Origin of the sequence: Mesorhizobium australafricanum, from assembly GCF_033977265.1 — a bacterium.
In the GTDB taxonomy this organism is placed as follows: domain Bacteria; phylum Pseudomonadota; class Alphaproteobacteria; order Rhizobiales; family Rhizobiaceae; genus Mesorhizobium; species Mesorhizobium australafricanum.
This window is the reverse complement of record NZ_JAVIIT010000024.1, coordinates 14,882-38,237: the sequence shown is the minus strand read 5'-3', so window position 1 is coordinate 38,237 and position 23,356 is coordinate 14,882. Positions and strand designations below refer to the sequence as shown.

The window sequence follows — 23,356 nt, the reverse complement described above, 5'->3', positions numbered from 1 at the left end:
CTGAAAGAGCCCCCGCGCCAGTGGCGCGGGGGCCTGTTGCGTCAGTCGGCCGGGTTCCAGATGATGGCGAAGGTGTCGTCGTCATCCTGGCCGGCGGCGCGGCCGAGATTGGCGTAGAGTTTTCTCGGGCCGAACTCCGGTGCTGCGATCGACAGGCTCACATAGTCCTTGCCGGATGCCTCGCCGATCCTGGTCCAGCCGGCACCGACCTCCACGCCTTGCGTGAGCACCCTAAAGTCGGGATGGGTGTCGGCGCTCTTTGACTGGTTGGGCACGATGGCGATGTCGGCGCGGACGCTGAGCGTCTTGAGCTGGCCTTTGTAGCCGCCATTGTCCTGCTTGGTAACGTATCCGATCGCGGTCATTTGAAAGTCTCCTTTTGCTCTCGCCGGGGACCATTCCCCTGCGATGGCGGACCGTGATGGGCGCGTCCGGGCCGGCTGAACCCGGAGGGCCGCAGCGGCAGCGGAGGACCCGAGCGGCAGCTTTTTTGAAGCGAAGCGGGCGCGAGGAGCCGCCGCAGGCGGCGGGGAAAAAAGCTGCTGGCCGAGGGTTTCGGGCGGGCCGGATCCGCCCATAGGTCATCAAGCCAGCGGCAGGGGAATGGTGCTCGCACGAGCAAAAGGAGATGTCGCGAAGACGCGGTCCCGGTAGCCAGGCAGACGTTGGCCGAGGACAGGTTTGCGGACGCTCCAGCGCCGTGCCAGCGCTATCGTGCCAGGCACAAAGCGCCAGATTGCCACCACCTGTCCGGGTGTTTTCGAACTGCTGTCGGCCGGTACGCGCGGCTGAAACCGGACCGGCGCTGCGGTCTGCAGGAGACTTTGCCGAGCGATAAATGCTGCCCGGTTGGCGCACGAGCGGCGACGCCAGAAAACGTCGCCGCCCGCCATGCGAGGATCATTCCGACACGAACAGCGTCTGGACCTTCGCCCACTGATCGGCGGTGCGCAAACCGCCACGGTCCGTGTAGCTCGACACCGGGAATGCCATCCAGCGCGGCAGCCAGCCGTCGACTTTTTGCCTGCCGTTCTCGCCGCAAAGGAAGTCGCGGATGATCTTCTTTTGCGTCTTCAGCTTCTGCGAAGAATTGCCATCGGCGACGAGCCTGCCGCCGACATCGGCGAGGATTTCGGTGGCGACTTGCCGGTCGCGCAACAGCTCGAAGAAGGCATCGTCGGCCTGCCAATGGCCGCGCATGTCGAGGCCAAGATGATTGCCGAGCGCTTCGACAATCGCGCTGCCCGTGCAAAGCGTCTCGGCCATGACCAGCGCCAGAACGCGCAGGACATCGTCGTGTGGGAGTGCCAGCAGACGGGCGAAGACGCTGGCCAGCGCAAAGTCGTCGCCATTGCCACCGGTCACCGGGCCATCCTCATCGACACAACCGAGCAGGGTCAGAACCTCGCGTTGCTTCTCACCGAAGACGGCTTCAGCCTTACAAGCGGCGATGCTGGCGGCCACCGTTTCGTTGGCCGCGCGCTGCGGCTCGGGACGTACCGTCCACAGGCTCGAGCCGACAACGGCATGCGCCACCATCAAGCGCAGTGCTGCGCCCGGATGATCGAGCAAGGCGGTGCGCACGGCGGCGTGACGATGCAGATCGACATAGTTCTGCATCGGCCCGCTCAACTCGGGACGCGACGGTTTGGCACGCGGTTCGGCTTCCTCACCAAAGTCGCCTTCTGCGCGGACGCGGCGCGCTTCCTTGCGCGACAGATAGCCCTCATGACATTCCACCTCGCCGCGCTGCGAGACGGTGATGATCACCTTGCCGCCCTTTTTCTTCGGCGTCTTTTCGTAGTCCCACGAATGGAAATACTGGCCCGGTTCGAGCGCGACCACCTCGATCCAACCGGCTTCCAGATAGGCCTCGCGCCTGGCGGCAATGCCCTCGTTCTGCTTTTGCCAGAACAGGTCGGCATCGGCGAAATAGCTGTCCTCGCCGAACAGGTCGGAGACGATCAGGCCGGGATAGTCCTCGATTGGAAACAGCGCCACCTTGGTCGAAATCGACTGGCCGCCGAACAGCCATTGCTTCAATTGCCAGCCGCGTGGCGCATGTTGATCGGGGTCGGCATAAAGCGCGAGCCAGTCCTTCTGCTGCGCCTTGGAAGCCATGGTGAGATGCCGCACCGTTTCGGTGTCGATCTCCTCGCGGCGATAGGCTTCGCGTATCTTCGGCAACAGGTCGCCGAGCGCCAGAATGCGCTTCACCTGAGTCTCGGTGAGGCCGAAGGTGGCGGCAATGTCGGCGACGCCCCTCCCCTCCTTGATCAGGCGCGTAAAGGTCTCCCACTGCGAGACTTCATCAGGGTCGAGGCGGGCGATGTTCTCGATGAGCGAGGCCTCCAGCGCATCGGCGTCGTCGCCTTCTTCCATGATGGCGCAGGGCAGCGGTTCGGCCTCGCCGCGCTCGTCGGCGACCGTTTTGGCTGCGAAATAGCGCCGCCGCCCGGCGACGATTTCGAAGCTGTCCGGCGTGCCATTGGGCCGGATCAGAAGCGGCACGAGCACGCCGCGCGCCCTGACCGACGGCAGGATGTCGGATATGTCTGGCGGGCGCTTTGAATGACGCATGTTGATGGCGGAAACGCTCAACTGGTCGAGGGAAATATGGGCAAGCTGCATGGGTCTTTCTCCTTTGTCTGGGCTTTTAAAAGCCCCACCGCGAGGCCGCAGGCCGAGCGGCGGGATGTTGTGCGCATGGCGGCGCGGTCATTCCGCCCGGTCTGGCGGAAGCTCGGGAGTGGGGATTTCGAGAGCGGCGGCGGCCTGCCGCAAAAGCCGCTCGGCCTCGGTAATGTGGCCGGCAATCCGGGCGGCTTGCGCGTAGACCGAGAGCGGAAACCGCGCACGAAAATAGAGATCGCGCTCGATGCCGAGGCCAAGCGGTCCCTTGACGGCTTGCAGTTCGGCGAGGCTGACGCTGCCGAGTTCCGGGAAGCCGAAGCCGAGATCGCAAAGGCCGAACAGCGTGCCGCCGTCGGCGTCGAGTTCGCTCAGAAGCCAAGTCGCGGCGCCGACCGGATTGAACAGTTTGACGACCGGGACATGGTCGGTTTCGATTTCGGCGGCACCATTGGCGAGCAGGCGGGCGCGCAATTCGTCGGTGATCAGGATCATGGCAAAGCTTCCTTGTCAGAACAGGTCGAACTGGGTCAGAACAGGTCGAGCTGGTTTCGTTTGGCTTCGTCGAAGCGGTCGAAATCGAGCGTCTTCCTGCGCCGCGCGCGGGCGCATCGGCGCGTCCATCAAAAGGTCAAGCCGGTCGCGGGCGGTGACCCGCCTTCGCGAAGCCCGCTTCGGCGGGCGAAGAGGTCGGCCGGACGGACATCGGCAACGAGCGTCTGCTCGCGTTGCGGCGTCGGCTCGCTCTGCAGCGCAACGGGATTCGGGAGCGCTCATGCCGCGATCCCTTTGCGCATCTTGGTTTCGGCATCCGTCTGGAAGGCCAGCAGGAAATCGGCGGCTTTCGAGGCAAGGCTGGCAGCGCGGAAAATGGCGCGGTTGTCCTCGCGCAGCACCTCGAGCCATGAGGCGATATAGTCGGCGTGACGCACGGTCGGCTCGATGCCGAGGCTCGAGCAGGTGAAGGCAGCCGTGATCTCTGCCACCAGTTCCTCGCGCGCATAAGCCTTGGTGCCGAACGAGCCGGAGAGGTCACGCGCAAGCCGCGTTGGGTGCCCGGTCCAATGGCCAAGCTCGTGGAAGCAGGTTCGGTAATAGTTGATCTGCTCGAAGAACGCCGGTTGCGGCGGCAGTTGAACAAAATCGGCAGACGGCATGTAAAAGGCGCGGTCGCCGCCGATGCGGATATTGGCACCGGTTTTGCGGACAAGCGCCTCGGCATGCGGGATGATCTGGCGTTCGGGCAGCGGCTCGGGCTGGCTGTAAAGCGCGTCGGGCAGGCCCTCGCACTGCGCGACATTGAAGACGGTGAAGCGCTTGAGAAACGGCACCGCCTGCGGCTCGGTATCTTCCGCCTTGGCGCGTTCCTTCTCGTTTTTCGGGATGAAGCGATCGGCATGCACGATGGTCGTGCCGTGCTCGCCTTTGCGGACATTGCCGCCGAGGGAAAGCGCCTGCCGGAAGGTGAGCCAGTTCTGGCCGGCATAGCCGTTTTCGATGACCGCGCCCCACAGGATCAGGATGTTGATGCCGGAATAGCCGCGCCCCGTGGCGGCATTCTTCGGCAGGCCAAGGCTGGCCTTGGCGCTGCCCCAAGGGTTCACCCAAGGCACGCAACCCCGCTCCAGATCGGCGATGATGCGGTCTGTGATCTCGGAATAAAGGCTGCCCTTAAGCGGCTCGCTCCTCTTGCCGCCAACTTCTCCGCTAGCGCTATGTTTGCCGGTCTTGCGCATAATTAGATCTCCGCTCGCCAATCTCGCCGCGCTCTTCCCCGCAAAGCGGGGTGGGCGGCGAAAACGACCGGAAAGGCCCGCCGTCAGAGGTGGCCTGCATCCGAAGGACCGGAACGCAAGTGGAGGACCCGGAGCGCGAGCGAAGGGTTGCGGGCCGCCGCGGCGGGCCTAGAAGGGAGAGCCGCCCACACCGCGCCGCCGGGAAGGCCAAATCAAAAAAACAACGCCGCCCGAAAGGGCGGCGACCGGCACAGCCCGCAAGGGCTGCCCGCGCCAGGGGGCGAAGCCGAATGGCCGAGACCGCCTGAGCGACGCGAAGACAAGCGGGCTCGGTTCACGAGCACCCGATGCGCGCCTTGAGGCGCGCAGGTGCCCAGCAATTGGCGCGCAGAGATCGATTACTTGTCGGGACGAACCAGATCCATGTGGCTGACGCCAAGCGCCAATGCCAGTTCATAGATGGTGACGATCGTCGGATTGCGGCGGCCCTTCTCCAGACCGCTGATATACTGCTGGCTGAAGCCGGAAACTTCGGCGAGCTGTTCCTGCGTCAGACCTTTCTTCAGCCTGATCCTTATCACATTCCGACCGACCAACTGACGCATGTCCATGCGTGAGAAGTCAGCGGATCAGGCTCCTTGAGTTTATCAACTATAATATGTATTCCACACCAAGCGTCTCAATCCACTCGCGGACGGGTTTTGCGAGACCGCTCTTGAAGATGGAATCAGCGATGTTGCAGCCTCACTCGACCGTGCCGGTAGCGGATGAAGCGCCATGGTCGGACAGCCTCACGGCTTACGACAAGGAGCACTTCACCATCTATATGCGCTTGCTGGATGCCGCCGCCGATGACGCCAGCTACGAGGAGATGGCCGATCTGATCCTCGGCATCGATCCGGAGCGCGAACCAGAACGCGCCCGCAATGCGGCCCGCAGCCATCTCGACCGGGCGAACTGGATGGTGACGACGGGCTACAGGGAGCTGTTCACCAGCTGACGCATTTATACGGCGCGAGACGTCAGGCAAGAAAGTCGAGATAGCCGCCATTCATGAGCACGCGAGCCCGTGTCACGGCACGTCGGATGCGATCGCGCAGATGGTCGCGAGGATCCGTCCAGTCGGCCCGCACACGCGTCTGACCAATCAGCGCTTCGGCGATGTCTCGGTACGAGGCGCCCGCAACTGAGCCGTCAAGAGCCCGCAGAACAAAACGCAGGCGACGACCGCGCGCTTCCGGCACAAACAGTCTTTTCGGCAACCGTTCCCCTGCAACGAGACTATTGAGGCATTTGAGCGCCCAGAGGCGTTGCCGCCACTCACCGGCCGGCCAGACCGCATCGGCGCGCAGCCGAACGGGGCCGAGGATACTCGGCCCCGAAACGGCGAGCTGAAGCTGCCGGCCGGCGCTGTGCAGCAGGAGATGCTGGGTGCCGTCAACCAGCCTGAGCACACTCGCACGGCAGGGCAGACTCGCCGGTTCGAACGCCGGCATCGCCGGCGAGGAGGACACCCGTTCGGCGACGACCGGCAACACCTGAGGGCATCGGTGCGGACACCAGAACGTGGCTGCGTCACGGTGCATCGAGGACGCGAAACAAAAGCCCCCAGCGCGACAGGTCGGCGGAGGATAAAATGACGTCGAGCGACGGCCGCTGATCGACAGACCTGGCCCGTTCCAATGCGTGGGACAGATCATGCCGGAAGGCCGGATTGCGCCGCAGGAATTCCCAGGCCCAGCCGCGCCGCGTCAGCTCAAGGGTGTAGTCATAGGACCGCTCATCGCGCCAGTCCGGCCGGTCGGCTTCAGGTTCTGGCAGGCTCATCAGGTATCTCCGCCCGAAGCACGAAGCGAAGCCAGCGTGCGGCCTCGTGGATTGACCGGCGCCCACAGCACCGGACCGGCAAGACCGCCATTACGGCGAACGGCATCGAGGCGCTCGCTTGAGACCCCGAGGTAGCCGGCCAGGGCTTTGGTGGGGCCGATCGCGCGCGGCTCGCCGAGCCGCTCGAGCGGCCAATCGGCCCGGCGCAGGATGCGCTCCATGCGCAGGTCGGTGACGGTGACGATGCGGCTCAGACCTCGCCACAGGCCGAACTCGATCATGCCTGCGAAGAGCGCATAGGTGCCGACAGCGATGCCGCCTGCCCCCTTGGCGGCCGACGGCGGCAGGTCGAGCGCGAAACGACTGCTTTCCCAGATTCTTGGATCCTGCGGCGCCGGCTGTCCGTCCAGTAGCGTCGGAAAGATATCGCCAAGCATGGTCGGCCCGGTCGAGGCAAGCAGCCGGACGCAGCCGTCGACGCTGCCAATTGAGCCGCGCAGCAGCAGATAGTGGGGTTTCAGCGCGTCGAAGCGATCGATCTCGTAGCCGCCGCTGGTGTCGACGTCCCAGTCCAGCCGCTCCTTGAAGACACGGTGACGCAGACGGTGCATTTCGTGGAGCTCGTCGGCGAAGTCGCCGTACCATTCGGGAGCAATAAGCTGCAGCATGATTATCGGCCTCCTGGCGGGATTGACCCTGCCATTGGAGGCCAGGCGTCAGGCCGAAGCAGCCTGTACAGCGGTACAGGTGCCTGGTCAGCCGAGACCCGTTCTGGCGGCTGAGAATTGCGCCACGGCCTGCATGCGGGTGCGCAGCCCAAGCTTCTTCCTGGCGTTCTCCAGGTGAAAGGCGGCGGTGCGGCGCCTGATGCCAACAATCGAGGCGATGTCGCGTGCGGATTTGCCCTGCGCGGCCCATTCCAGGCATTCATATTCGCGCGGCGTCAGCTGCACGCCATTGACCACCCGATCGGCCGAGAGCTTGCGGCGGACGCAGATATGAAAGCAGGTCGCCATGAAGCGAAATGCCTCTTGGTAGCGCTCGGTCACCCGCAGGAGGGCCGGATTGAGCCCGTCGGCGGCAAAGCTCATGGCGGCGACGTTGCCCCGCTTGTCGAGGATCGGGATGGTGAAACCGCAGCAGATGCCGAACGCGGCCGCTTCGTCGAAGAGCTTCTGCTCGAAATCCGACAGCCCGGTTCGGCTGTAGTGAAGCCCCCAGAGAAACGGGCATTGGCCGCCCTGCGCCCGCGCGATCACCGGATCGATGGCGTGATAATGGTTGCTCAGGTAATGAGCGGTCCAGCGTGGCGGATAGTTCGAGATCAGCCTTGGCTTTCCCGGCGCCCGTGGCGGCAGGCACAGATAGGCGAATTTGACGAGATCGAATGCCGCGGCAGCACGCGCCATCGCGTCGCGGAAATCCGTCTCATCGACGCTTTCCGAAAGCTGCTCCAGGAAGGTCTCGAAGACAAATTGCATGCCTAGTCGTCCCCAGACCCTTCCGCCGCGCGGCATTCGGAGTCTCGGAAGCCGGCGGGCAGCTTGCCAAGGTGACATGGCCACGTTCGCCGGCACGGAGCGTTACGCGATCGCCGGTCCGTCACCTTCCGGCTGGCATTCCAACGATGGCAGAACAGCGATTCGAGTCTCTTCAGCATCCAATTCGAACCGACAGGCGATGACACCGGATCCGCGGCACGCGCCATTCAACGTGCAGCCGCGACAGATTTTCAGCCGTTTCGCCATCCGGCTAATAGTGCTTGCGCCACGCGACAGGCTTGCTTGGCCGATGCTCACGCCGAGGCTTCGCCAAGCATCTTGAGCATTGCCAGCCGAACCTTGACGAGCTTGCGCACCGGCGCGTGATAATTTTGAGGAGCAGCGTCCACCACAAACACCAAGGTCATCAGATCCAGCAAGAATTGGTGGATCGCGTCGGCAGTCACGACCGCCTCGAATTGACGCAGCATTGAGCGTGCCTCATTGACCGTTTCCGCGCCCGGCGAATCAATCAACGCTTCAAGCCTTTCGAAAATTTCCAATTCGGCGAAACCTCCATTGCATCATTTGCCGTAGCGCACCAGCGAGGCATACCTCGCGCGAAAAGTAGCTGGCCAAGCGGCGCCTGCTCGCACGATGGTGGCGCCGAACCATGCAGCAGCCTGAGCTCCATGGATGGAAAGACAACAAAACTCGGCCGCAAGCCATAGCATCGAAAAATCCGTTGCCACGAGACACGCGGGCGCCTGAGGCCCAATGCCCGCATTGCGAACTGAAAACCGAAATGAGCTCGGCACCGCGAACCCGACACCGAAGATGCAGAAACGGACGAACTTGGCTGCATCAGGAGGTCATCCTCAGACCTATTTTCGATGGTCCGGAAAGTAGCCCTGGTGACGTCACCACAGAAACCTATCCTCGTTCGCTTTGACGGCGTCCATTTTCTGCAGTCGGAAGATTTCCTCCACAGGCACGATTTCGGGGTCGATGCGGTGAATACCGCCGTCGGCGCGGATGCGGGTAAAGACGTCCTTCATGGCGGTGACCGCTGCCCGAATGGCATGATTGCCATAGATCACCATCGCAATCTTGCCGAGCGCGCGGATGCGCGACTCGTTCATTTCCGGATAGGCCGTCGGCACGATGACTATCGGAACTTCGCCGCGCCATGCTCGTACAAAACTTTCCACCTCGTCGGGCGTCTTGCGCTTGGAGTGGATCAAGATCATGTCCGCGCCAGCTTCTTCATACGCCCTGGCCCGCTTCAGGGCCTCGGCTTCACCCAGTCCGGCGATCAGCGCTTCGGTGCGCGCAATGACGAGGAAGTCCGCGTCTGCGCGCGTGGCAACGGCCGCCCGAATCTTTCCCGCGAATTCCTCGGTCCGGATGAGTTCCTGGCGACCATCTGCCAGGAGGCTCGTCACCTTTGGAAAAGCCTTGTCTTCAATGACCACCGCGGCGGCGCCCGCACGCTCGTATTGCTCGATGGCGTAGATCACGTTGATGGCGTTGCCGAAGCCGGTGTCGATATCAGCTATGATCGGCAGCGATGATTGCTCGGCCATCGAACGGACCATGTCGAGGTGCCGCGTCATGGAGACAAGGCTTACATCGGGCAGTCCATAAAGAGCGGAAAGTTCGAAACCGGAGGCCCAGATGCCATCGAAGCCTGCCTCCTCGGCCAGGATTGCCGACAAGGGACTGTGCGCCGCCATGACGTGGGCCAGATGGCCGGCGCAGATATGGGCTCGCAGAGATGCCCTGCTCGTCAGCGTGGAGGCTCCGGAGATGTGCTTGGGGCTTTGACTTTGCAGCATCTTGCGCGCCTCTGCAATCGACGAATGATCGAATTACTGCCACCTGTATTCAGCGACGTCGTTGGCAATCAAACGGATTGATCGATTTTTGAGACCTTTCCATAGCCGAATGCGATATTACCGAGCCTCCGAAATCGCCGCCTTCTTACACAGTCGAGCCAACCACCGGCAAAAGGCGCGAGCGAGTTCGGGATTGTCAGAGCGATCGACCGCATAGGCCCGGTATTGCATACCGCTTGGCGTAAGCGATCCCGGCACCACATTCAAAGCGCCAGTGCGCACCAGGTCACTGACGATGATCTCGGGCGCTACAAGAAGGCTTTTTCCTGTCATGACGGCAGGCAGCGCAAGGTAATTGTGATCGTATCGCGCGCCCGACTTGATATCCCTTGATGTCAGATTCATCCCTCTCAGCCAAGTGGGGAGTATGTCGGGACGAGATGTGACGTTGATTATCGGCATCGAGCGAACGACCGAAAGACTTTTGCCCGCTATGTGATTTGGAGAGCCGACACACACGAGTTGCTCGTTGTAGATTTCCCAATGATCGGCAGGTTCGACGACCGAAAGGTCGCGTGTAATCAAGATGTCGAAATCGTCGGTGGATGTCGGCAGCGAAAGCGAACTGATCACGTCAACCATCACGCCGCCCATTTCGGTGGAGAATGCCTGAAGATTTGGGATCAAGAATGAATAGGCAAAAGTCGAAAGTGATGTGCGCACGACAATCCGGTTGGCGTTCGGCCGAGTCCGCCGCCGCATTCTTTGAGCGGTGAAGCACACTGTATCGAGCGGCTCCGAGACAGTGTTGGCGAATAATCTTCCAAACTCGGTCAGTTCGCTTCGCCTGCCCCGCCGTTCCATCAAGTCTGTCCCGAGATATCCTTCCAGAACCGCTAGGTAGCGGCTGACTGAGCTCTGCGTCGTGCCTAATGCGTTAGCTGCCCGCGTCAGGCTTCCTTCGCGCACGATCGTTACGAAAGCGCGGATTGCGTTCAAAGGCACTGCTTCGTCTTCGCTCGTCATCGGTAGCTCCGGAAAAATAGTTGGAGGGCTGATCCCTTACGGCCATTCATCTCCAAACTGGGACCATCCATCACATTATTCGATATTTGTCACCGGACTGTCGTGTCCCGGCGGTACCGCGGTAGCCATCAGTTCCGGCCCCAGGATGGGTGCATGACAGTTCCACTCAATAGCGTTGGGTTCCTTACTTATTGCTTTGCGCAATGTGAGCCGACAGCTCGCATTGCATATCGCCGTCAAATCTGGCGCAGGTTACCCAATCGTCTTGCGTTGGGCACGTTTGACAGCTGGTCTATCACACCGCTTGAGCGCTGCGTCCTTTGCCATCAGCGGTGCGCGGCGACGAGGTCAGCTGGGCGTGTCGTCGCTTCCGTGAGGAATGAGGAGGCCGCCGCGTGAGTGGAATTACCATAAGAAATATTCGCAAGTCGTTCGGGGCCACAAGGGTGCTGCATGACGTTTCGCTCTCGATTGCGGATGGCGAGTTCCTCACCCTGCTCGGCCCGTCGGGATGCGGAAAATCGACATTGTTGCGCATACTGGCCGGGCTCGAGGTCCAGGACACAGGCAGCATCGAGATTGGCGGTCGTGTGGTGGATGGAGTACGCCCGAAGCGTCGCGACGTGGCGATGGTGTTCCAATCCTATGCGCTTTACCCGCATATGACTGTCGCCGCGAACATCGCCCTGCCGTTGCGAATGCGACGACTGAGCCGCGCGCAGCGCCTGCCGCTCATCGGCCGATGGCTACCAGGCTCCGGGCCGGTGATGAGCGGGATCGAGGTGGAGGTTTCTCGCACCGCCGAAGCGCTGGGAATTGCGCATCTGCTCAATCGCAAACCGGGACAACTGTCCGGCGGACAACGTCAGCGGGTGGCGGTCGGTCGCGCCATGGTGCGCCATCCTGCCGTGTTTTTGATGGACGAGCCGCTCAGCAATCTCGACGCCAAGCTGAGGGTCCAAATGCGTGCCGAGATCAAGGACCTGCACAGGCGCCTTGGGGTGACATTTGTCTATGTGACGCACGACCAGGCGGAAGCGATGACGCTGTCCGATCGTGTCGTTGTGATGCGCGACGGCGAGATGTTGCAAGTTGCCCCGCCCCAGGAGATCTATGCCGACCCGAACGACATACGCGTGGCTGAGTTCCTCGGATCGCCAAAGATCAACATGGTGGACGCAACAATGCGCGAACCTGGCTTGGTCGATTTTGCAGGCTCCGCCCTTTCGATTGATTGCGAGATAGCGCCGGGGTCCAGATTCACTGTCGGCATCCGCCCAGAGGCTTTCCAGTTTGCTGAACATTCCGGCCCAGGCGTGATCACCGGCTCGGTACGCATGGTCGAGCATATGGGCTCCGATTTGTTCGTTTATTTCGACCCGTGCGGCCTCCAGCAACCGTTGATAGCCAGGCTATCCGCCGAGCGCGCACCCCATATTGTCACCGGACAGACGCTGCATGTCTCGGTCAGATCGGACCAGCTGCTCGTCTTCAACCGCGACGGTCGTCGGGTTCGTGCGCGAGACGTCTCGAGCGCTCACTCGTCCACGCCAGTCAGGGAATTGGCCTGATGAGCGCAAGCCTGCCTGCTGTCAGTCGGCTTGCCCAGCCTGCGGAAGGGATCGCGGGCAAGCTATCGTCGCGCGTCTCGCTGCCACGAAGACACTGGTTGCATGAGGCAATGTGGGGGTGGGCACTTATTGCGCCCGCTCTCATCTTTCTCGTCGTTCTGTTCTTCCTGCCAGTTATCGGCGTCTTTGTCATAGCGTTTAGCGACTGGCAGTTCGGGGCCAGCTCGCTTTCCTTCGTCGGCCTCGCAAACTTCCGCGAAGTCATCTTTGACGAGGGTTTTCGAGCGTCGCTGATCAACACTGTCGTCTATGTAGTGATGGTTGTTCCGGGAACCGTCCTTGCAGGACTTTTGATCGCGCTGCTCATAGAGAGCAGCCATTCGTGCCGCGCTCTTTATCGAGCAGTTCATTTCTTGCCCTTCATGGCCACGGCAACTGCAATGGCGATCTTGTGGGAGGCCTTGCTCCATCCCACCATCGGCCTGGTCAACCACAGCCTCGCGGCCCTTGGTTTACCTGTTGCCAACTGGCTGCGCGACGAAACGACGGCCCTGCCTGTCCTCGCCGTTATCGGCATCTGGCAGAATCTCGGTTACGCCATGGTGCTCTTCATGGCGGGGCTGAAGTCGATCCCGCTCGATTTATACGACGCCGCTGATGTTGACGGGGCCGATCACTGGCTCGATCGCCTGCGAACGGTCACCATCCCAATGCTTGGACCGGTGTCCATGTTCGTCGTCATCGTTGTGGCGCTCAGAGCTTTCGAAACCTTCGACACGATCCAGATCCTGACCCAAGGCGGCCCGGGCCACTCCTCGGAAATGCTGCTTTTCACGATCTACCGGGAAAGTTTTGAATATTTGCGCGCGGGCTATGGCGCCGCGGTCGCCATCGTCTTTCTCGCAATCGTCGTGGCGCTGACGTTGCTCCAGGCGCGTGGCATGGACATACGGGTACACTATCAATGAGCGCGATCCGCCTTTCTCCTGCGGCCGCTATCCTGCGCCACGGCGTGCTGGTCCTCACGTCCGCATTCATTCTCGTACCCTTCGTTTGGATGGTCAGCCTGTCGCTCAAATCGCCTGGTGAGATTTTTCGGGCGACCTTCTCGGTCCTTCCGGCACAATTTTATGGTGTCGACAATTACGCCAAGGCGATCACTTCGGTGCCTCTGCCGCGGTACATGGGCAACGGCCTCCTTGTCTGCGCTCTGATCCTGGCAGCACAAATTCTCGTGTGCGCGCCGGCAGCTTACGCTCTGGCCAAGCTCAAGTTCTGGGGTCGCGATTTCATTTTCGCCATGGTTCTCGTCGGGCTGCTTCTGCCGCACCAGGTGCTGTCCCTTCCCTTGTTCATCCTCTGCTACAAGCTCGACATCCTGAACACGTACCTGGCCCTGGTTATTCCATACGTCGTCTCACCGTTCGGTATTTTTCTCTTCCGCCAATTCTTCAAGAAGATCCCGAACGACATTGTCCACGCGGCTCGGCTTGATGGCCTGTGCGAACTTGCCATCGTCTGGAAAATCATGGTGCCGATGGCGCTGCCTGCCGTCATCGCGTTTTCCATCTTTTCGGTTGTCGCTCACTGGAACGATCTTTTCTGGCCGCTGATTGCGGTGCGCGACGGCAACCTGATGCCTGCGCCGCTCGGGATCATGGCCTTCAAGAACGAAGAGGCCGGGAATGACTACGGCCCATTGATGGCCGCATCGACACTGGTCGTCGCCCCTTTGCTCATCGCATTCCTGGCCGCGCAGAAGTGGTTCGTGGAGGGAATGACTGGTGGGTCGGTGAAATGAACGCAGCTCACAAATACAATGAGGATCAACCAATGCTCGAAATCACGCGGCGCCATTTTCTCGCCGGTTCATCATCCATCTTCCTTACCACGGGGTCTCTCGCGCGCGCGGCGCCCTCGGATGCGCTGCGCATAGTCGCGCTCCCCTCCATATTCGCCGACATGTATTCCGCGCTGGGAGCTGCCTATCAGGCGGGACATGACGTTGCGTTGAACATAGACACCTCGATTCGAGAGGATGAGACCGCCGTCACCACCGTGCTGCGTTCGGCAATGGTTGGGGAACTGCCGGACGTCCTGTTCATCAGCCCGAACTGTCTTCGTGTATTCGCCGACAGAAAGCTTGCGCAAAGCCTGGATGATTACCAGCGCAACGAAGCCGGTTGGGGACAAAGTTTCTCACCGGCCGTGACACGAATCGGCCGCTTTGGAGCAAGCATGCATGGCCTTGGCTTTGCGGTCTCGATGCCGGTGATCCTCTATAACCTCGACCTCTTGAAGCGAATTGGGGTCAGCGAGCCGCCGGTCTCCTGGGAAGCAATCACGGCGCTGGGCCGCAAACTCGATGCCATGGGCAAAGGCCAGGTCGTGGGCGCGTTTATGGAGTACGACAACGGTGGCAACTGGACGTTCCATTGCCTCTTGAATGGGTTTGGCGGCCGCATCTTGGCCGATGACGAACGCAACGTCGGATTTGTCGGGCCCGAAGGGCTCGCCGCTCTTGGAATTTTGCGGGATTTCGGCGCATGCGGACAAGCGCGAACGGACATGTCACGCGATCAGGCACGACAGGCATTTTCCGCGGGTCAGATCGGCATCCTGTGCACTTCAAGCAGCAGTTACGCGGCTATCGCCAAACGCGCCGAAGGACAGTTTCAAATTGCGATGCGGCCGTTCCCGGTTGCCAATGAAGCCGGTCACCTGCCCGCCGCCGGACCCATCAGCATCATGTTCTCCAAGGATCCGGAGCAGCGACAAAAGGCATGGGAGTTCATGAAGTTCGCTTCAGGTGTCGCGGGGCAGACAATCGTGGCGACGCACACGGCTTATCTCCCGGCCAACGATCTCGCGCTCGGCACCGAAGCGCTCCGGGAATATTATGCATCGCGTCCCAACCTCCAGGCGCTGATCCCGGCGTTGTCGGTGATGGGACCATGGGAAGCGTTCCCAGGCGAGAACTCAGTCAAGATCACCACCGTGATAAAGAACCACCTGGCATCGGTGGTTTTGCTGAAAGTCGCACCCAAGCAGGCACTGGAGCAGATGGGACGTGACGTCTCCGATCTGCTGCCGTTGCATTGACCGACCCGGACCCCAACCACTCCTCAATCAAAGGTTTTATCAAATGGCATCATTCCTAAAGCGTGACTTGTCGGCCTCTCGCGCGCTAAAAGAAAAACTCCGTTCCGGGGGCTTCGGCACCCTGGTACACTCAAGTCATCCGTCGCCCAGCCTAGTGGAAAAATTGGCTGAATGCGGGTTCGATGCCGTCCTCATCGACTGTGAACACGGTTCGGCCGGTCCGGAACGGGTGGAAGAGATGGCGCGCGCTTCGAGTCTGTCGGGAATCGTTTCGATCCTGCGGCCGGAAGATCCCTCGCCATGGATGGTGACCAAGTATCTCGAATGCGGCGTCGATGGTCTGATGATCCCGCTGGTGTCGGACGCGAAAGTAGCGCAGAGCATCGTGGACCGGTTCAGGTTCTCCGCGCCATTCGATCACCAGGACCGGTTGCTTATCCTGATGATTGAGACCATCGAGGCAGTCAACAACTTGCCGCAAATCATGGCCGTCGAAGGCGTCGACGCCTATTTGGTTGCTCCTGGGGACCTGGCCCTCACGATCGGCGCTCAGCCCATCACCTACGAATGGCAGCAAGGCAACAAGCCGCAAGCCGTTGCCGAAGTCGTCGATCGTGCGATCAAAACGATAGTGGACGCAGGCAAGATCTGCGGCACGCTCGTCAACCATAGCGACGTGGGGTCCTTCGTCGATAAGGGCGTTCGGCTCGTTTATGATCATGCCAACCATATGTTGAGCTATGGCGCTCGTGAGTTCCTTGGTCGTTTGAAGCAGTCGCCATATAAACTGGAAGCGGTTTCTGCATGATGTTAGCCGTTCAGCATGTCCCGCCAAGCCTCGGCGCGACATGCTGAACGAGGCTGAGATGATCCGCGCCCCAACGGGCGAGACACTGCTCGTTATGGTCGCGCTGCCAAGAGCAAAGAAGCGACGCCGCGCTCGATGAACGTCCCGGTGGGCGACATCGCCGAGAGTCGGGACCGCAAGCCATCCTCGAATGCCGGCCGTTGGTCGCCGAGCACCCCAGGGCAAGCCTTGGATGTGGACAAGATATAGCCGACGAGCGAATCCAGATCCCAATGATGTTCGTAAGGAAAGCTTTTGTCCTGAATGTCGCTGAAGGCAGAACGGGCAAGGATGACACCATTTGCGACCTTCAAGGCAGGTCGGATACCTTCGCTGCCCGCCGGAAAGAAACCGCCCCAGAAAGCCTCGGTATAGGCGAGTTGTTCCAACCACCAATCATCGGGTGAACAGTTCGAACGGTGCCTCGAAATGACAGCGATAGCACAGTCGTGCGCCGCCACCTTCTCGAGGTACTTCAGGACCCGCTCCCGATCCATCCAATGGAACGCGCCCGCTATCGTGACCAGTGAAAACGGGCCGATGTCCAAGCCAAGCTCCTCGGATTTTCCGGTCACGAAGGAGACGTTGCGAGCGCCGGACCTGGCGGCGTATTGGCGTGCCTCATCGATCATACCTTGATCGGGGTCCACGGCGATGACTTCATCGGCAAATCGAGCAAGCGGAACACTGATCTGGCCCGTTCCACAGCCAAGATCGAGCAAGACGGCCGGCTCCCGGCCAGAAAGGTAATTTTGCGTCAAGAAATCGAACATCGCAGCCGGATAGTCTGCTTGGTAGCGCGCAAAATAGTAGGCGGCTCCCGCAAACAGATCCGCAGGCGCGGTGGTCATTATTTGACGGTCTGTTGTGCTCATTTCCCGTATTCCTTGTCTTGATGGATACACTGTTTAACGTCTTCATGGTGGGTCGTGTGAGAGATGGGCGGAAAGGATTTCCGCAACGATCGACAAACCGGCATGAAGCTGCGCGTGATCCTGGGGACCTGTAATCGCCACGCGGATCGCATTGGGAGGTGGCTGATCGTCCACCGAAAAAACCCTGGCGGATCTAATCTGGACGCCAGCCGCCAGAGCGGCTTCGACGACTGCGTCACAGCTCGCGTTTTGAGGCAGTTCTATCCAGAAGTGCAAAGCCCCCGGCACGGTTTTGGCGCCGGATCGGCCAAGATGCTGCAGGGCCAATTGTTGCCTTGCCGTGACTTCGTCGCGCGCGGTGTCGACGATTTGTCCAGCGTTGTCCCCTTCGACCCAATGCGCAACGAGCTCGCAGGACAAAGAGTTGGCAAACATCGACGACGATCTTAGATGCGGCCTGAATACATCTGCCGCCGCGAGGCCCTCGGGTGTCGCCAGATAGGCCAATCTAAGGCCCATCGCGAAGCACTTGGAAACGCTCATAATGTACCAGGTGGTATCCGGGGCGTGGGCGTACAGTGATGGTGGTGCTTCCGGATGGAGACGGCCGAGCACATCGTCTTCTATGATCGCAATGTTGTGCGCTCGTGCCACGCGGACAATTTCGGCTCGCCGACTTGCTGACATGACTGCCGTGGTGGGATTCTGGACTGTCGGGGTGCAGTAGAGAAGTTTGGGACTGGCTCGCCGACATACAGCCTCGAGCGCGGCCGGCTCGACCCCTTCCGCGTCCATTTCGACACCGATTACGATAAGGCCGAGCGACAAGGCTATCGGACGTATCAGGAGATAAGCCAGCTTTTCCGCCACAATGACGTCACCGGGTTTGCACAAGTGCCGCAGTATGACGACGAGCGCGTTTTGGGTGCCGTTGGTCACCAGGATGCGATCCGCGGGGAGGATCTCACCGACGCGCGGCTTTATCCATATGGAGCCGATCTCGCGATCCCGTTCCTCTCCACCGGGCCGATTTTTCCGGACCCGCCAGTGGAGCTGCGATTGCGAGGCCAGTTCGACGAGGGATCGAGACAAAGCCTCTCCCAGAAAAGATGGGCACGGCGGCAGCGCGGTGGAAAGATCGATTGCGCTGGTTCGCGGACGGCTCATGAGGCGCTCCCTGGGTTTCGTGGGTGCCGACAAGGGGCAAGAAGCTTGAAGTCGTGGCTGTCGTCGTTTGCGAACGTAGCGGCGAGCGACCTCGGGAACGACAGGGCCAAACGCGAAGTTGCGTCATGCAACATTGGCGATGGACGAATGAGGAAACAAAGCGCGATGTGACATGCCTTATCGATTGTTCAGCCCTACGTCGGCCTGCCGCAATGGCTGAGCACGGTCGCCCGGACACAAAGGGCACGTCGGCCTGCCGTGCTCGCGGCACTTTCCGCCAACCTCAAGACGCGCCCCGAAATGCGAGCGCCGCGGATGCAACGACGCAAAACGCCGTCACGACCAAATACATGAAGCCCGCGGTTTTAGGCACGCGAACCGGCGAGACGTGGAGAATGGCGAGCAGGATGAGGAGGAATGCGAACAGCTTCGCGAAAATACTTTCGGGGAGAGTGGGACGAAGCAAGAACACAATCGCCGTCACCGGCATGACCCAGCTGGTCGGCACTCCGACGAACCGCCCTGTCGGAGACCCGACCACGTTGAAGAAACTCAGCCGCAAGGCGCTGGCGACGACGAGAACGGCTCCGCAAACAACGCACAGTGGCGATCCGTGCCCGACGACGATCAGGGTCACGGCTGGAAAAATTCCAGCGCTGACGAGATCGGCGAGTGAGTCCAAATTCTTGCCGACTTCTGCGGTTTCCGCCGAACGGCTGCCTCGCATTCGCCGCGCGACGACACCGTCGAAATGATCAGCCAAGAGCGCCCACAAAACGATTGCCATGCCGATCTCCGGAAACCCAGCGATCGAGAAATCGATGCCGATCGAGGAGAGTGCGAGGCCCATGGCGGTGATTGCATTTGCCGGATCGACAAGCAGGCGGATCATCGAGACCTCCCTTTGCTGATTATCGCAGGCGCTACGCCCGGGCGGGGTGGAGCGGCTGCGCGGCATCAGCAAAGATGCTGTGCGCGCTGTGCAGATCCTCGGCACTGTCGATCTCGCACCACTTCACGCCATCGCAACGGGCCGCGGCCAGTTGGAGCCCGCGCCTTTCCACCAGATAGGCAAGAAGTTCCTCTATGTGAGCCTGAGTAGCACCTGAGCCGATGACCTCGTCGAGCGCGGGAACGATGAGGCCTCTAAGGGTAGACGCGGCCAAACGCAGCAGATTCATTGTCTTGAAGAGCTTGGGCCCGCTTTCGGCAAGATCTGCCGCGGTCTGCTTTGTGCGGAAAGTCGAGATCAATCCGCTCGCCGAAATGACCGCCGCCGACCCTTGCATCGTAGCGTCGAACGTTACAACGGCGGCAACGTCGGGGGCATCGGCTATGTTAAGATAGTGGAGTGCTTCCTGTTCAAAGAAGACGTCGCCTTCGAGAAGATAGCAATCCCCCGAAAGCAGCATATCGCGGGCTAGCCAAAGCGAATAGGCGCTGCCGGTGCGGTCGAAAACCGTTGACTCCACATACGTGATCTCGATGCCGTGGAAGCGGTTGCCGCATGCGTATTGAATAGCGTCTTTGCGGTAGCCGACGACGACTATGACCTCTTCCACGCCGATTGCTGCGAGGTTTCGCAGCGCATTGTGCAGGATCGATGTGCCGTTGACTTCGATCAGGGGCTTCGGCCGCAGATCGGTCAGCGGGCGCAGACGTGAGCCCATTCCGGCGGCGAGAATGACGGCTTTCTTGGGCGCGGCGACAGGCATGTCGATCCCCTTTCTTCGTGGTGTCATTTCCAGCTGTTGAGGAGATCAACCAGCCGGGTTAGCCCGGTTTGGAGTTGTTCGGGAGGAATTCCATAGGACAGGCGGAGACCGAGGGGGTCGCCGAAGGCGGTGCCCGATACAGCTGCGACGCCGGCGTCGGCAAGGAGCGAGGTCACAACGTCATCGGCGCTCGCCTGACCATTCTTGAATGCGGGTCGCAACTCGGAAAGATCAAGATAGAAATAAATGCCGCCCTGCGCCCGAGGCGCGGGGATCCGCCTCAATGAGTAGAGGATGCCGAGACCGATCTGTCTGGAACTTGCCAGTTGCAAGCCCAGCTTGCTCTCATGGCAGCCGTCTCCCCGCTCAAGGTGAGCCAGCACCGCATGTTGGGCGATCACATTGGGATTTGAGGTGGTATGGGACTGCAAGGCCCTGACGGCATCAACAACTTCCTTTGGAGCCGCCAGATAGCCGATCCGCCAGCCCGTCAGGGCCAGCGACTTGCTGAATCCGTTGACGATAATTGTTCGAGACCTGACTTCGGGCACAACCGAGACGATCGGGTGATGGGCATGATGGCCGTAGACGAAGTTGGCATAGCATTCATCGAAAATGACCCACAGGTCGCGGTTGATCGCCAGATGGGCGATCGCCGTCAGCGTATCAAAATCGTAGACCGCACCCGACGGGTTGGCGGGCGTATTGACGACGATCGCACGGGTCTTTTCGGTCAATGCCGCAGCGATGTCCTGGATCCGAGGGACGTATGCGTTGGAACGCGTATCGACGAAAACCGGCTTGCCACCTGCAATTACGACCTGGGCCGAGAACGTCGTCCAGTAGGGACAAGGGATAATCACCTCATCGCCTGGATTCAGCAGCACCATGGTCGCATTGAAGAGCGCTTGCTTGGCGCCTGTCGTTGCCGCGATCTCGTCGGCTCTCCAGGTCTGGCCCGTATCGAAGGAGACCTTCCGCGCCAGCGCCTCGCGCAATTCCATCATGCCGAGCGTATCGGTGTATCGATTGACGCCGTTGTTGATAGCATTGATCGCGCCTTCGCGAATGGTCGGAGCGAGCTCGCTCCAGATCTCGCCAGCGGTCAGGTCGATCACCTCTTGGCGGCTGTGGGCTGCCTGTCTTGCGGCGGCCCGCGCCGCGGCGGTTCCAGATGAACCGAACGAGCTTGTGCGTCGAGCAAGCATCGGCGCCTCCTTGCCTTGATTTGGGAAGTCAGGCCCGTTTATCGGGCACCGCTCGCTATTTGCGGCAGATATTTTTGTTCGGCCGCGGAGAGCTCTTGATATTTCAGCAGATCAAAGAGGTCTTCGAGCGTCGCAACGTCGCGCTCGATCCCGGCGGTGCTCTCTTCGCGGATGATGCGGTCGCAAACCTGGCGCATGGCCGAGATCGCAGCACGCATATTATGGTTCGCCCAAATCACGGTTGAGATTTGTGCCGCTCTGTATTGCGCGACCGGCGCGCGGTAATATTTGGTCGGGACGATCACTACCGGAAGACGGTTCCTCCAGGCGCGGCTAAAGGCGAGAATTTCCGCTGCGTCTGGTTTGCGCGAATGGATCAAGATCGCGTCGGCACCGGCGTCAGCATAAGCATGTGCCCGCGTCAGCGCCTCATCCTGACCATGCCCCGCGATGAGTGCCTCGATCCGCGCGACCACAACAAATTCCGGATCCGGCACGTGGTCCCGAATAGCCTTTAGACGTCCGCAGAACTCACCGATCTCAGCGAGTGAGTGCCGGTCTGCGACAAACGAGTTCTTTTTTGGGAAGCTCTTATCCTCGACGCAGACACCGGCCGCCCCGCGTTGGTGCAGCTTGCGCGCGAACAGGCGCGCGTTGTTGAAATTCCCGAATCCGCTGTCGCCGTCGACAAGAACAGGTATTTGCGTGGCCTCGACGATTCTGTGCACAGCATCGACGATCTCAGTCCACGACGCTTCGTTCGCATCGCGATAGCCCAGGCAGGACGAGATCGACAGTCCTGAGGCCCACAGACCTCGAAAGCCGGCGGCCTCCGCGACCGACGCCGACAGGGCGTCGTGGGCTTCCATAAGGAAAGCGATTTCATTCGAACATACCAGAGTCCGCAACGCCGATGCGGTGGATGCTTGGCGAGTTCCATTGTTAGAGTTCGCGGTTATGGTCACATCTCCTATCATAGTTATGAATCCGGTTGCCGACCTGAGATCAATAACGTAGCCGACCCAATATGTCTTACAATCTTCCCCCAGATCACCAAAGCATCACCGAAACCAAATCGAAGCATATCTATAACATTTTACACAATAGAACTAACAATAAAAGCTAGTTTTGTGAAACTTTCGTTACATCATTGTTTAACGATTGCGGAACTTCGAAGCGACTATTAAACAATCGGCCACAATCATTCCTGGCTGTCGACCTCTCAACGATAGCTCTTTTGCTGTCACGCCGGAAAACGGCTGACGCGGCCATCGGGCCGAGCGCATCGCCGAGCAGGTTCGATTTCCCGAGCGTCCGGTGAGCGCCGTCTGCGCGCAGCCGCCGCTCAGTTCAAGGGGTTGGACGCCGCCATCTAGAGCGCGTCGCGCTGAAACGGATTCAGGCGACGGGCTTTTAGGTCTTTATTTTGATGCATGTCGTTGTCCCAGAACCGCTGCACACTTCTGGGCGACATGCATTAACGAGTCATGCCGACGGGGAATATGGATTGCTTGATCACCGGGGCGGCTTGATCAATTCGCAAGGATCAACATTAAGAGCTTTTGCGAGCCGACCCAGGACACTTACGCTCGCGGAGACGCGGCCGCGCTCGATTGAGCCCACATAACGCATGCTGAGCTGCGCGAGAGCCGCCACGTCCTCCTGCGTCAGGTCCTGATGATGGCGCACGCGACGCATGTTGATCGCCATCACCTCTTTGAGGTCCATGGCGATATACGGACCAGAACCGGAACTATCGTTCTAGGAACGATCGTTCCTATTCGTTATAGTGAGCCGCGCAAAACACATCTGGATCGTGGAAGACGCGCCCGGAAGCCGAACTCGCACAAAGCACTTGGACATCGAAATGCAAGACGAAGTTCCCTGGTCGGATAGCCTCACGGCCTACGACAAAGAGCATTTTACGACCTATATGCGGTTCCTGGACGCCGCCGCCGACAGTGCCAGTTACGAGGAAATGGCGCAGCTGATCCTCGGCATCGATCCCGAACGCGAACCGGAACGGGCCCGCAATGCGGCCCGCAGCCATCTCGATCGGGCGAACTGGATGGTGACGACAGGCTACAGGGAATTGTTCGCCGGCTGACTGGCGTTCCGACAAGAAAAAAGACGGCAGCCCGACACCGGGCGGCAGTGCCAGTGGCGAGATATGGACCGGGGCGCTTCGCCTCATCCTGCGGGCGGGAGCATTTGTGGCAGCATACGGCGATGCGGGCTGAGGCAAGATCCGGCGGAGGCTCCGTTTCCTCAGCCAACGCGACCCCGGGGCCGACTAAAATGTCACCCAGGAACTCGGGGACGAAGGACCTCC

At 60.5% G+C, this 23,356-nt stretch carries 26 protein-coding genes; 7 read left to right on the top strand and 19 right to left on the bottom strand.

The annotated features are described in order from the left end of the window. Positions 1 to 41: 41 nt before the first annotated feature. From RFM98_RS28945 to RFM98_RS28925, 5 genes are all read right to left on the bottom strand, one after another. On the bottom strand, positions 42 to 365 hold the full coding sequence (locus RFM98_RS28945; protein ID WP_320236964.1) for a DUF736 domain-containing protein: 324 nt from the start codon (positions 363 to 365) through the stop codon (positions 42 to 44). A 535-nt stretch (positions 366 to 900) separates the two neighbouring features. Further along, the gene (locus RFM98_RS28940) at positions 901 to 2,631 is read right to left on the bottom strand and encodes a ParB/RepB/Spo0J family partition protein (protein WP_320311958.1); all 1,731 of its coding nucleotides are present in this window, start codon (positions 2,629 to 2,631) and stop codon (positions 901 to 903) included. An 87-nt stretch (positions 2,632 to 2,718) separates the two neighbouring features. Continuing rightward, positions 2,719 to 3,126, bottom strand: a complete 408-nt coding sequence (locus tag RFM98_RS28935; RefSeq protein WP_320311957.1) for a DUF2958 domain-containing protein — start codon at positions 3,124 to 3,126, stop codon at positions 2,719 to 2,721. A 278-nt stretch (positions 3,127 to 3,404) separates the two neighbouring features. Further along, positions 3,405 to 4,367, bottom strand: coding sequence for an ArdC family protein (locus RFM98_RS28930; protein ID WP_320311956.1), 963 nt, complete (start codon positions 4,365 to 4,367; stop codon positions 3,405 to 3,407). A 398-nt stretch (positions 4,368 to 4,765) separates the two neighbouring features. After that, complete coding sequence (locus RFM98_RS28925) at positions 4,766 to 4,978, bottom strand: helix-turn-helix transcriptional regulator (protein WP_320222794.1); 213 nt, start codon at positions 4,976 to 4,978, stop codon at positions 4,766 to 4,768. A gap of 122 nt (positions 4,979 to 5,100) precedes the next feature. On the opposite strand from RFM98_RS28925, the gene RFM98_RS28920 reads away from it, so the two are divergent. After that, positions 5,101 to 5,367, top strand: a complete 267-nt coding sequence (locus tag RFM98_RS28920; RefSeq protein WP_071073338.1) for a DNA -binding domain-containing protein — start codon at positions 5,101 to 5,103, stop codon at positions 5,365 to 5,367. A gap of 22 nt (positions 5,368 to 5,389) precedes the next feature. On the opposite strand, the gene RFM98_RS28915 is transcribed toward RFM98_RS28920, so the two are convergent. The 7 genes from RFM98_RS28915 to RFM98_RS28885 all read right to left on the bottom strand — a co-directional run bounded on the left by RFM98_RS28915 (position 5,390) and on the right by RFM98_RS28885 (position 10,539). Continuing rightward, positions 5,390 to 5,905: a DUF2285 domain-containing protein gene (locus tag RFM98_RS28915; RefSeq protein ID WP_320311955.1), complete on the bottom strand. Its 516-nt coding sequence runs from the start codon at positions 5,903 to 5,905 to the stop codon at positions 5,390 to 5,392. Positions 5,906 to 5,942: 37 nt separating this feature from the next. Beyond that, positions 5,943 to 6,194, bottom strand: a complete 252-nt coding sequence (locus tag RFM98_RS28910) for a transcriptional regulator domain-containing protein (protein WP_320311954.1) — start codon at positions 6,192 to 6,194, stop codon at positions 5,943 to 5,945. Continuing rightward, positions 6,194 to 6,862, bottom strand: a complete 669-nt coding sequence (locus tag RFM98_RS28905; protein ID WP_320311953.1) for an acyl-homoserine-lactone synthase — start codon at positions 6,860 to 6,862, stop codon at positions 6,194 to 6,196. The genes RFM98_RS28910 and RFM98_RS28905 overlap by 1 nt, the downstream gene beginning before the upstream one ends. A gap of 87 nt (positions 6,863 to 6,949) precedes the next feature. After that, complete coding sequence (locus RFM98_RS28900) at positions 6,950 to 7,675, bottom strand: helix-turn-helix transcriptional regulator (protein ID WP_320311952.1); 726 nt, start codon at positions 7,673 to 7,675, stop codon at positions 6,950 to 6,952. A 314-nt stretch (positions 7,676 to 7,989) separates the two neighbouring features. Then, positions 7,990 to 8,238, bottom strand: a complete 249-nt coding sequence (locus tag RFM98_RS28895) for a hypothetical protein (RefSeq protein ID WP_320228035.1) — start codon at positions 8,236 to 8,238, stop codon at positions 7,990 to 7,992. Positions 8,239 to 8,595: 357 nt separating this feature from the next. Further along, the gene (locus RFM98_RS28890; protein ID WP_320311951.1) at positions 8,596 to 9,513 is read right to left on the bottom strand and encodes a phosphonopyruvate hydrolase; all 918 of its coding nucleotides are present in this window, start codon (positions 9,511 to 9,513) and stop codon (positions 8,596 to 8,598) included. Positions 9,514 to 9,630: 117 nt separating this feature from the next. Beyond that, positions 9,631 to 10,539 (bottom strand): LysR family transcriptional regulator, encoded by a 909-nt coding sequence (locus tag RFM98_RS28885; RefSeq protein ID WP_040980212.1) that lies wholly within the window; start codon positions 10,537 to 10,539, stop codon positions 9,631 to 9,633. A 395-nt stretch (positions 10,540 to 10,934) separates the two neighbouring features. Here RFM98_RS28885 and RFM98_RS28880 point away from each other — a divergent pair, with 395 nt between their 5' ends. The 5 genes from RFM98_RS28880 (at position 10,935) to RFM98_RS28860 (ending at position 16,020) form a co-directional block, all read left to right on the top strand. After that, positions 10,935 to 12,110, top strand: coding sequence for an ABC transporter ATP-binding protein (locus RFM98_RS28880; RefSeq protein ID WP_320311950.1), 1,176 nt, complete (start codon positions 10,935 to 10,937; stop codon positions 12,108 to 12,110). Positions 12,111 to 12,220: 110 nt separating this feature from the next. After that, positions 12,221 to 13,078: a carbohydrate ABC transporter permease gene (locus RFM98_RS28875; protein ID WP_320311980.1), complete on the top strand. Its 858-nt coding sequence runs from the start codon at positions 12,221 to 12,223 to the stop codon at positions 13,076 to 13,078. After that, complete coding sequence (locus RFM98_RS28870) at positions 13,075 to 13,911, top strand: carbohydrate ABC transporter permease (RefSeq protein ID WP_042643706.1); 837 nt, start codon at positions 13,075 to 13,077, stop codon at positions 13,909 to 13,911. Before RFM98_RS28875 ends, RFM98_RS28870 begins: the two co-directional genes overlap by 4 nt. 32 nt (positions 13,912 to 13,943) lie before the next feature. Then, positions 13,944 to 15,212 carry an extracellular solute-binding protein gene (locus RFM98_RS28865; protein ID WP_320256357.1) on the top strand — a complete coding sequence of 423 codons (1,269 nt, stop codon included), beginning with the start codon at positions 13,944 to 13,946 and terminating at the stop codon, positions 15,210 to 15,212. Positions 15,213 to 15,255: 43 nt separating this feature from the next. Next, positions 15,256 to 16,020 (top strand): HpcH/HpaI aldolase family protein, encoded by a 765-nt coding sequence (locus RFM98_RS28860; RefSeq protein WP_320253001.1) that lies wholly within the window; start codon positions 15,256 to 15,258, stop codon positions 16,018 to 16,020. Positions 16,021 to 16,112: 92 nt separating this feature from the next. Here RFM98_RS28860 and RFM98_RS28855 read toward each other — a convergent pair whose 3' ends face one another. The 7 genes from RFM98_RS28855 to RFM98_RS28825 form a co-directional block, all read right to left on the bottom strand. After that, positions 16,113 to 16,934, bottom strand: coding sequence for a class I SAM-dependent methyltransferase (locus RFM98_RS28855; RefSeq protein ID WP_320311949.1), 822 nt, complete (start codon positions 16,932 to 16,934; stop codon positions 16,113 to 16,115). A 42-nt stretch (positions 16,935 to 16,976) separates the two neighbouring features. After that, entirely contained in the window at positions 16,977 to 18,101 is a 1,125-nt protein-coding gene (locus tag RFM98_RS28850; protein ID WP_320311948.1) for an aminotransferase-like domain-containing protein, read from the bottom strand. A 283-nt stretch (positions 18,102 to 18,384) separates the two neighbouring features. Further along, a complete protein-coding gene (locus tag RFM98_RS28845; RefSeq protein WP_320292946.1) occupies positions 18,385 to 18,993 on the bottom strand; it encodes a CDP-alcohol phosphatidyltransferase family protein in 609 nt (202 codons plus the stop codon). A gap of 31 nt (positions 18,994 to 19,024) precedes the next feature. Beyond that, a complete protein-coding gene (locus tag RFM98_RS28840) occupies positions 19,025 to 19,816 on the bottom strand; it encodes a phosphocholine cytidylyltransferase family protein (RefSeq protein ID WP_320311947.1) in 792 nt (263 codons plus the stop codon). Between the two features lie 23 nt (positions 19,817 to 19,839). Continuing rightward, positions 19,840 to 21,024, bottom strand: a complete 1,185-nt coding sequence (locus RFM98_RS28835; RefSeq protein ID WP_320311946.1) for a pyridoxal phosphate-dependent aminotransferase — start codon at positions 21,022 to 21,024, stop codon at positions 19,840 to 19,842. 38 nt (positions 21,025 to 21,062) lie between these two features. Continuing rightward, positions 21,063 to 22,001 carry a phosphoenolpyruvate mutase gene (aepX, locus tag RFM98_RS28830; protein WP_320311945.1) on the bottom strand — a complete coding sequence of 313 codons (939 nt, stop codon included), beginning with the start codon at positions 21,999 to 22,001 and terminating at the stop codon, positions 21,063 to 21,065. A gap of 538 nt (positions 22,002 to 22,539) precedes the next feature. After that, positions 22,540 to 22,752, bottom strand: coding sequence for a helix-turn-helix domain-containing protein (locus RFM98_RS28825; RefSeq protein WP_320256457.1), 213 nt, complete (start codon positions 22,750 to 22,752; stop codon positions 22,540 to 22,542). Positions 22,753 to 22,891: 139 nt separating this feature from the next. Here RFM98_RS28825 and RFM98_RS28820 point away from each other — a divergent pair, with 139 nt between their 5' ends. Further along, entirely contained in the window at positions 22,892 to 23,131 is a 240-nt protein-coding gene (locus RFM98_RS28820; RefSeq protein ID WP_040972983.1) for a DNA -binding domain-containing protein, read from the top strand. Positions 23,132 to 23,356 lie beyond the last annotated feature (225 nt).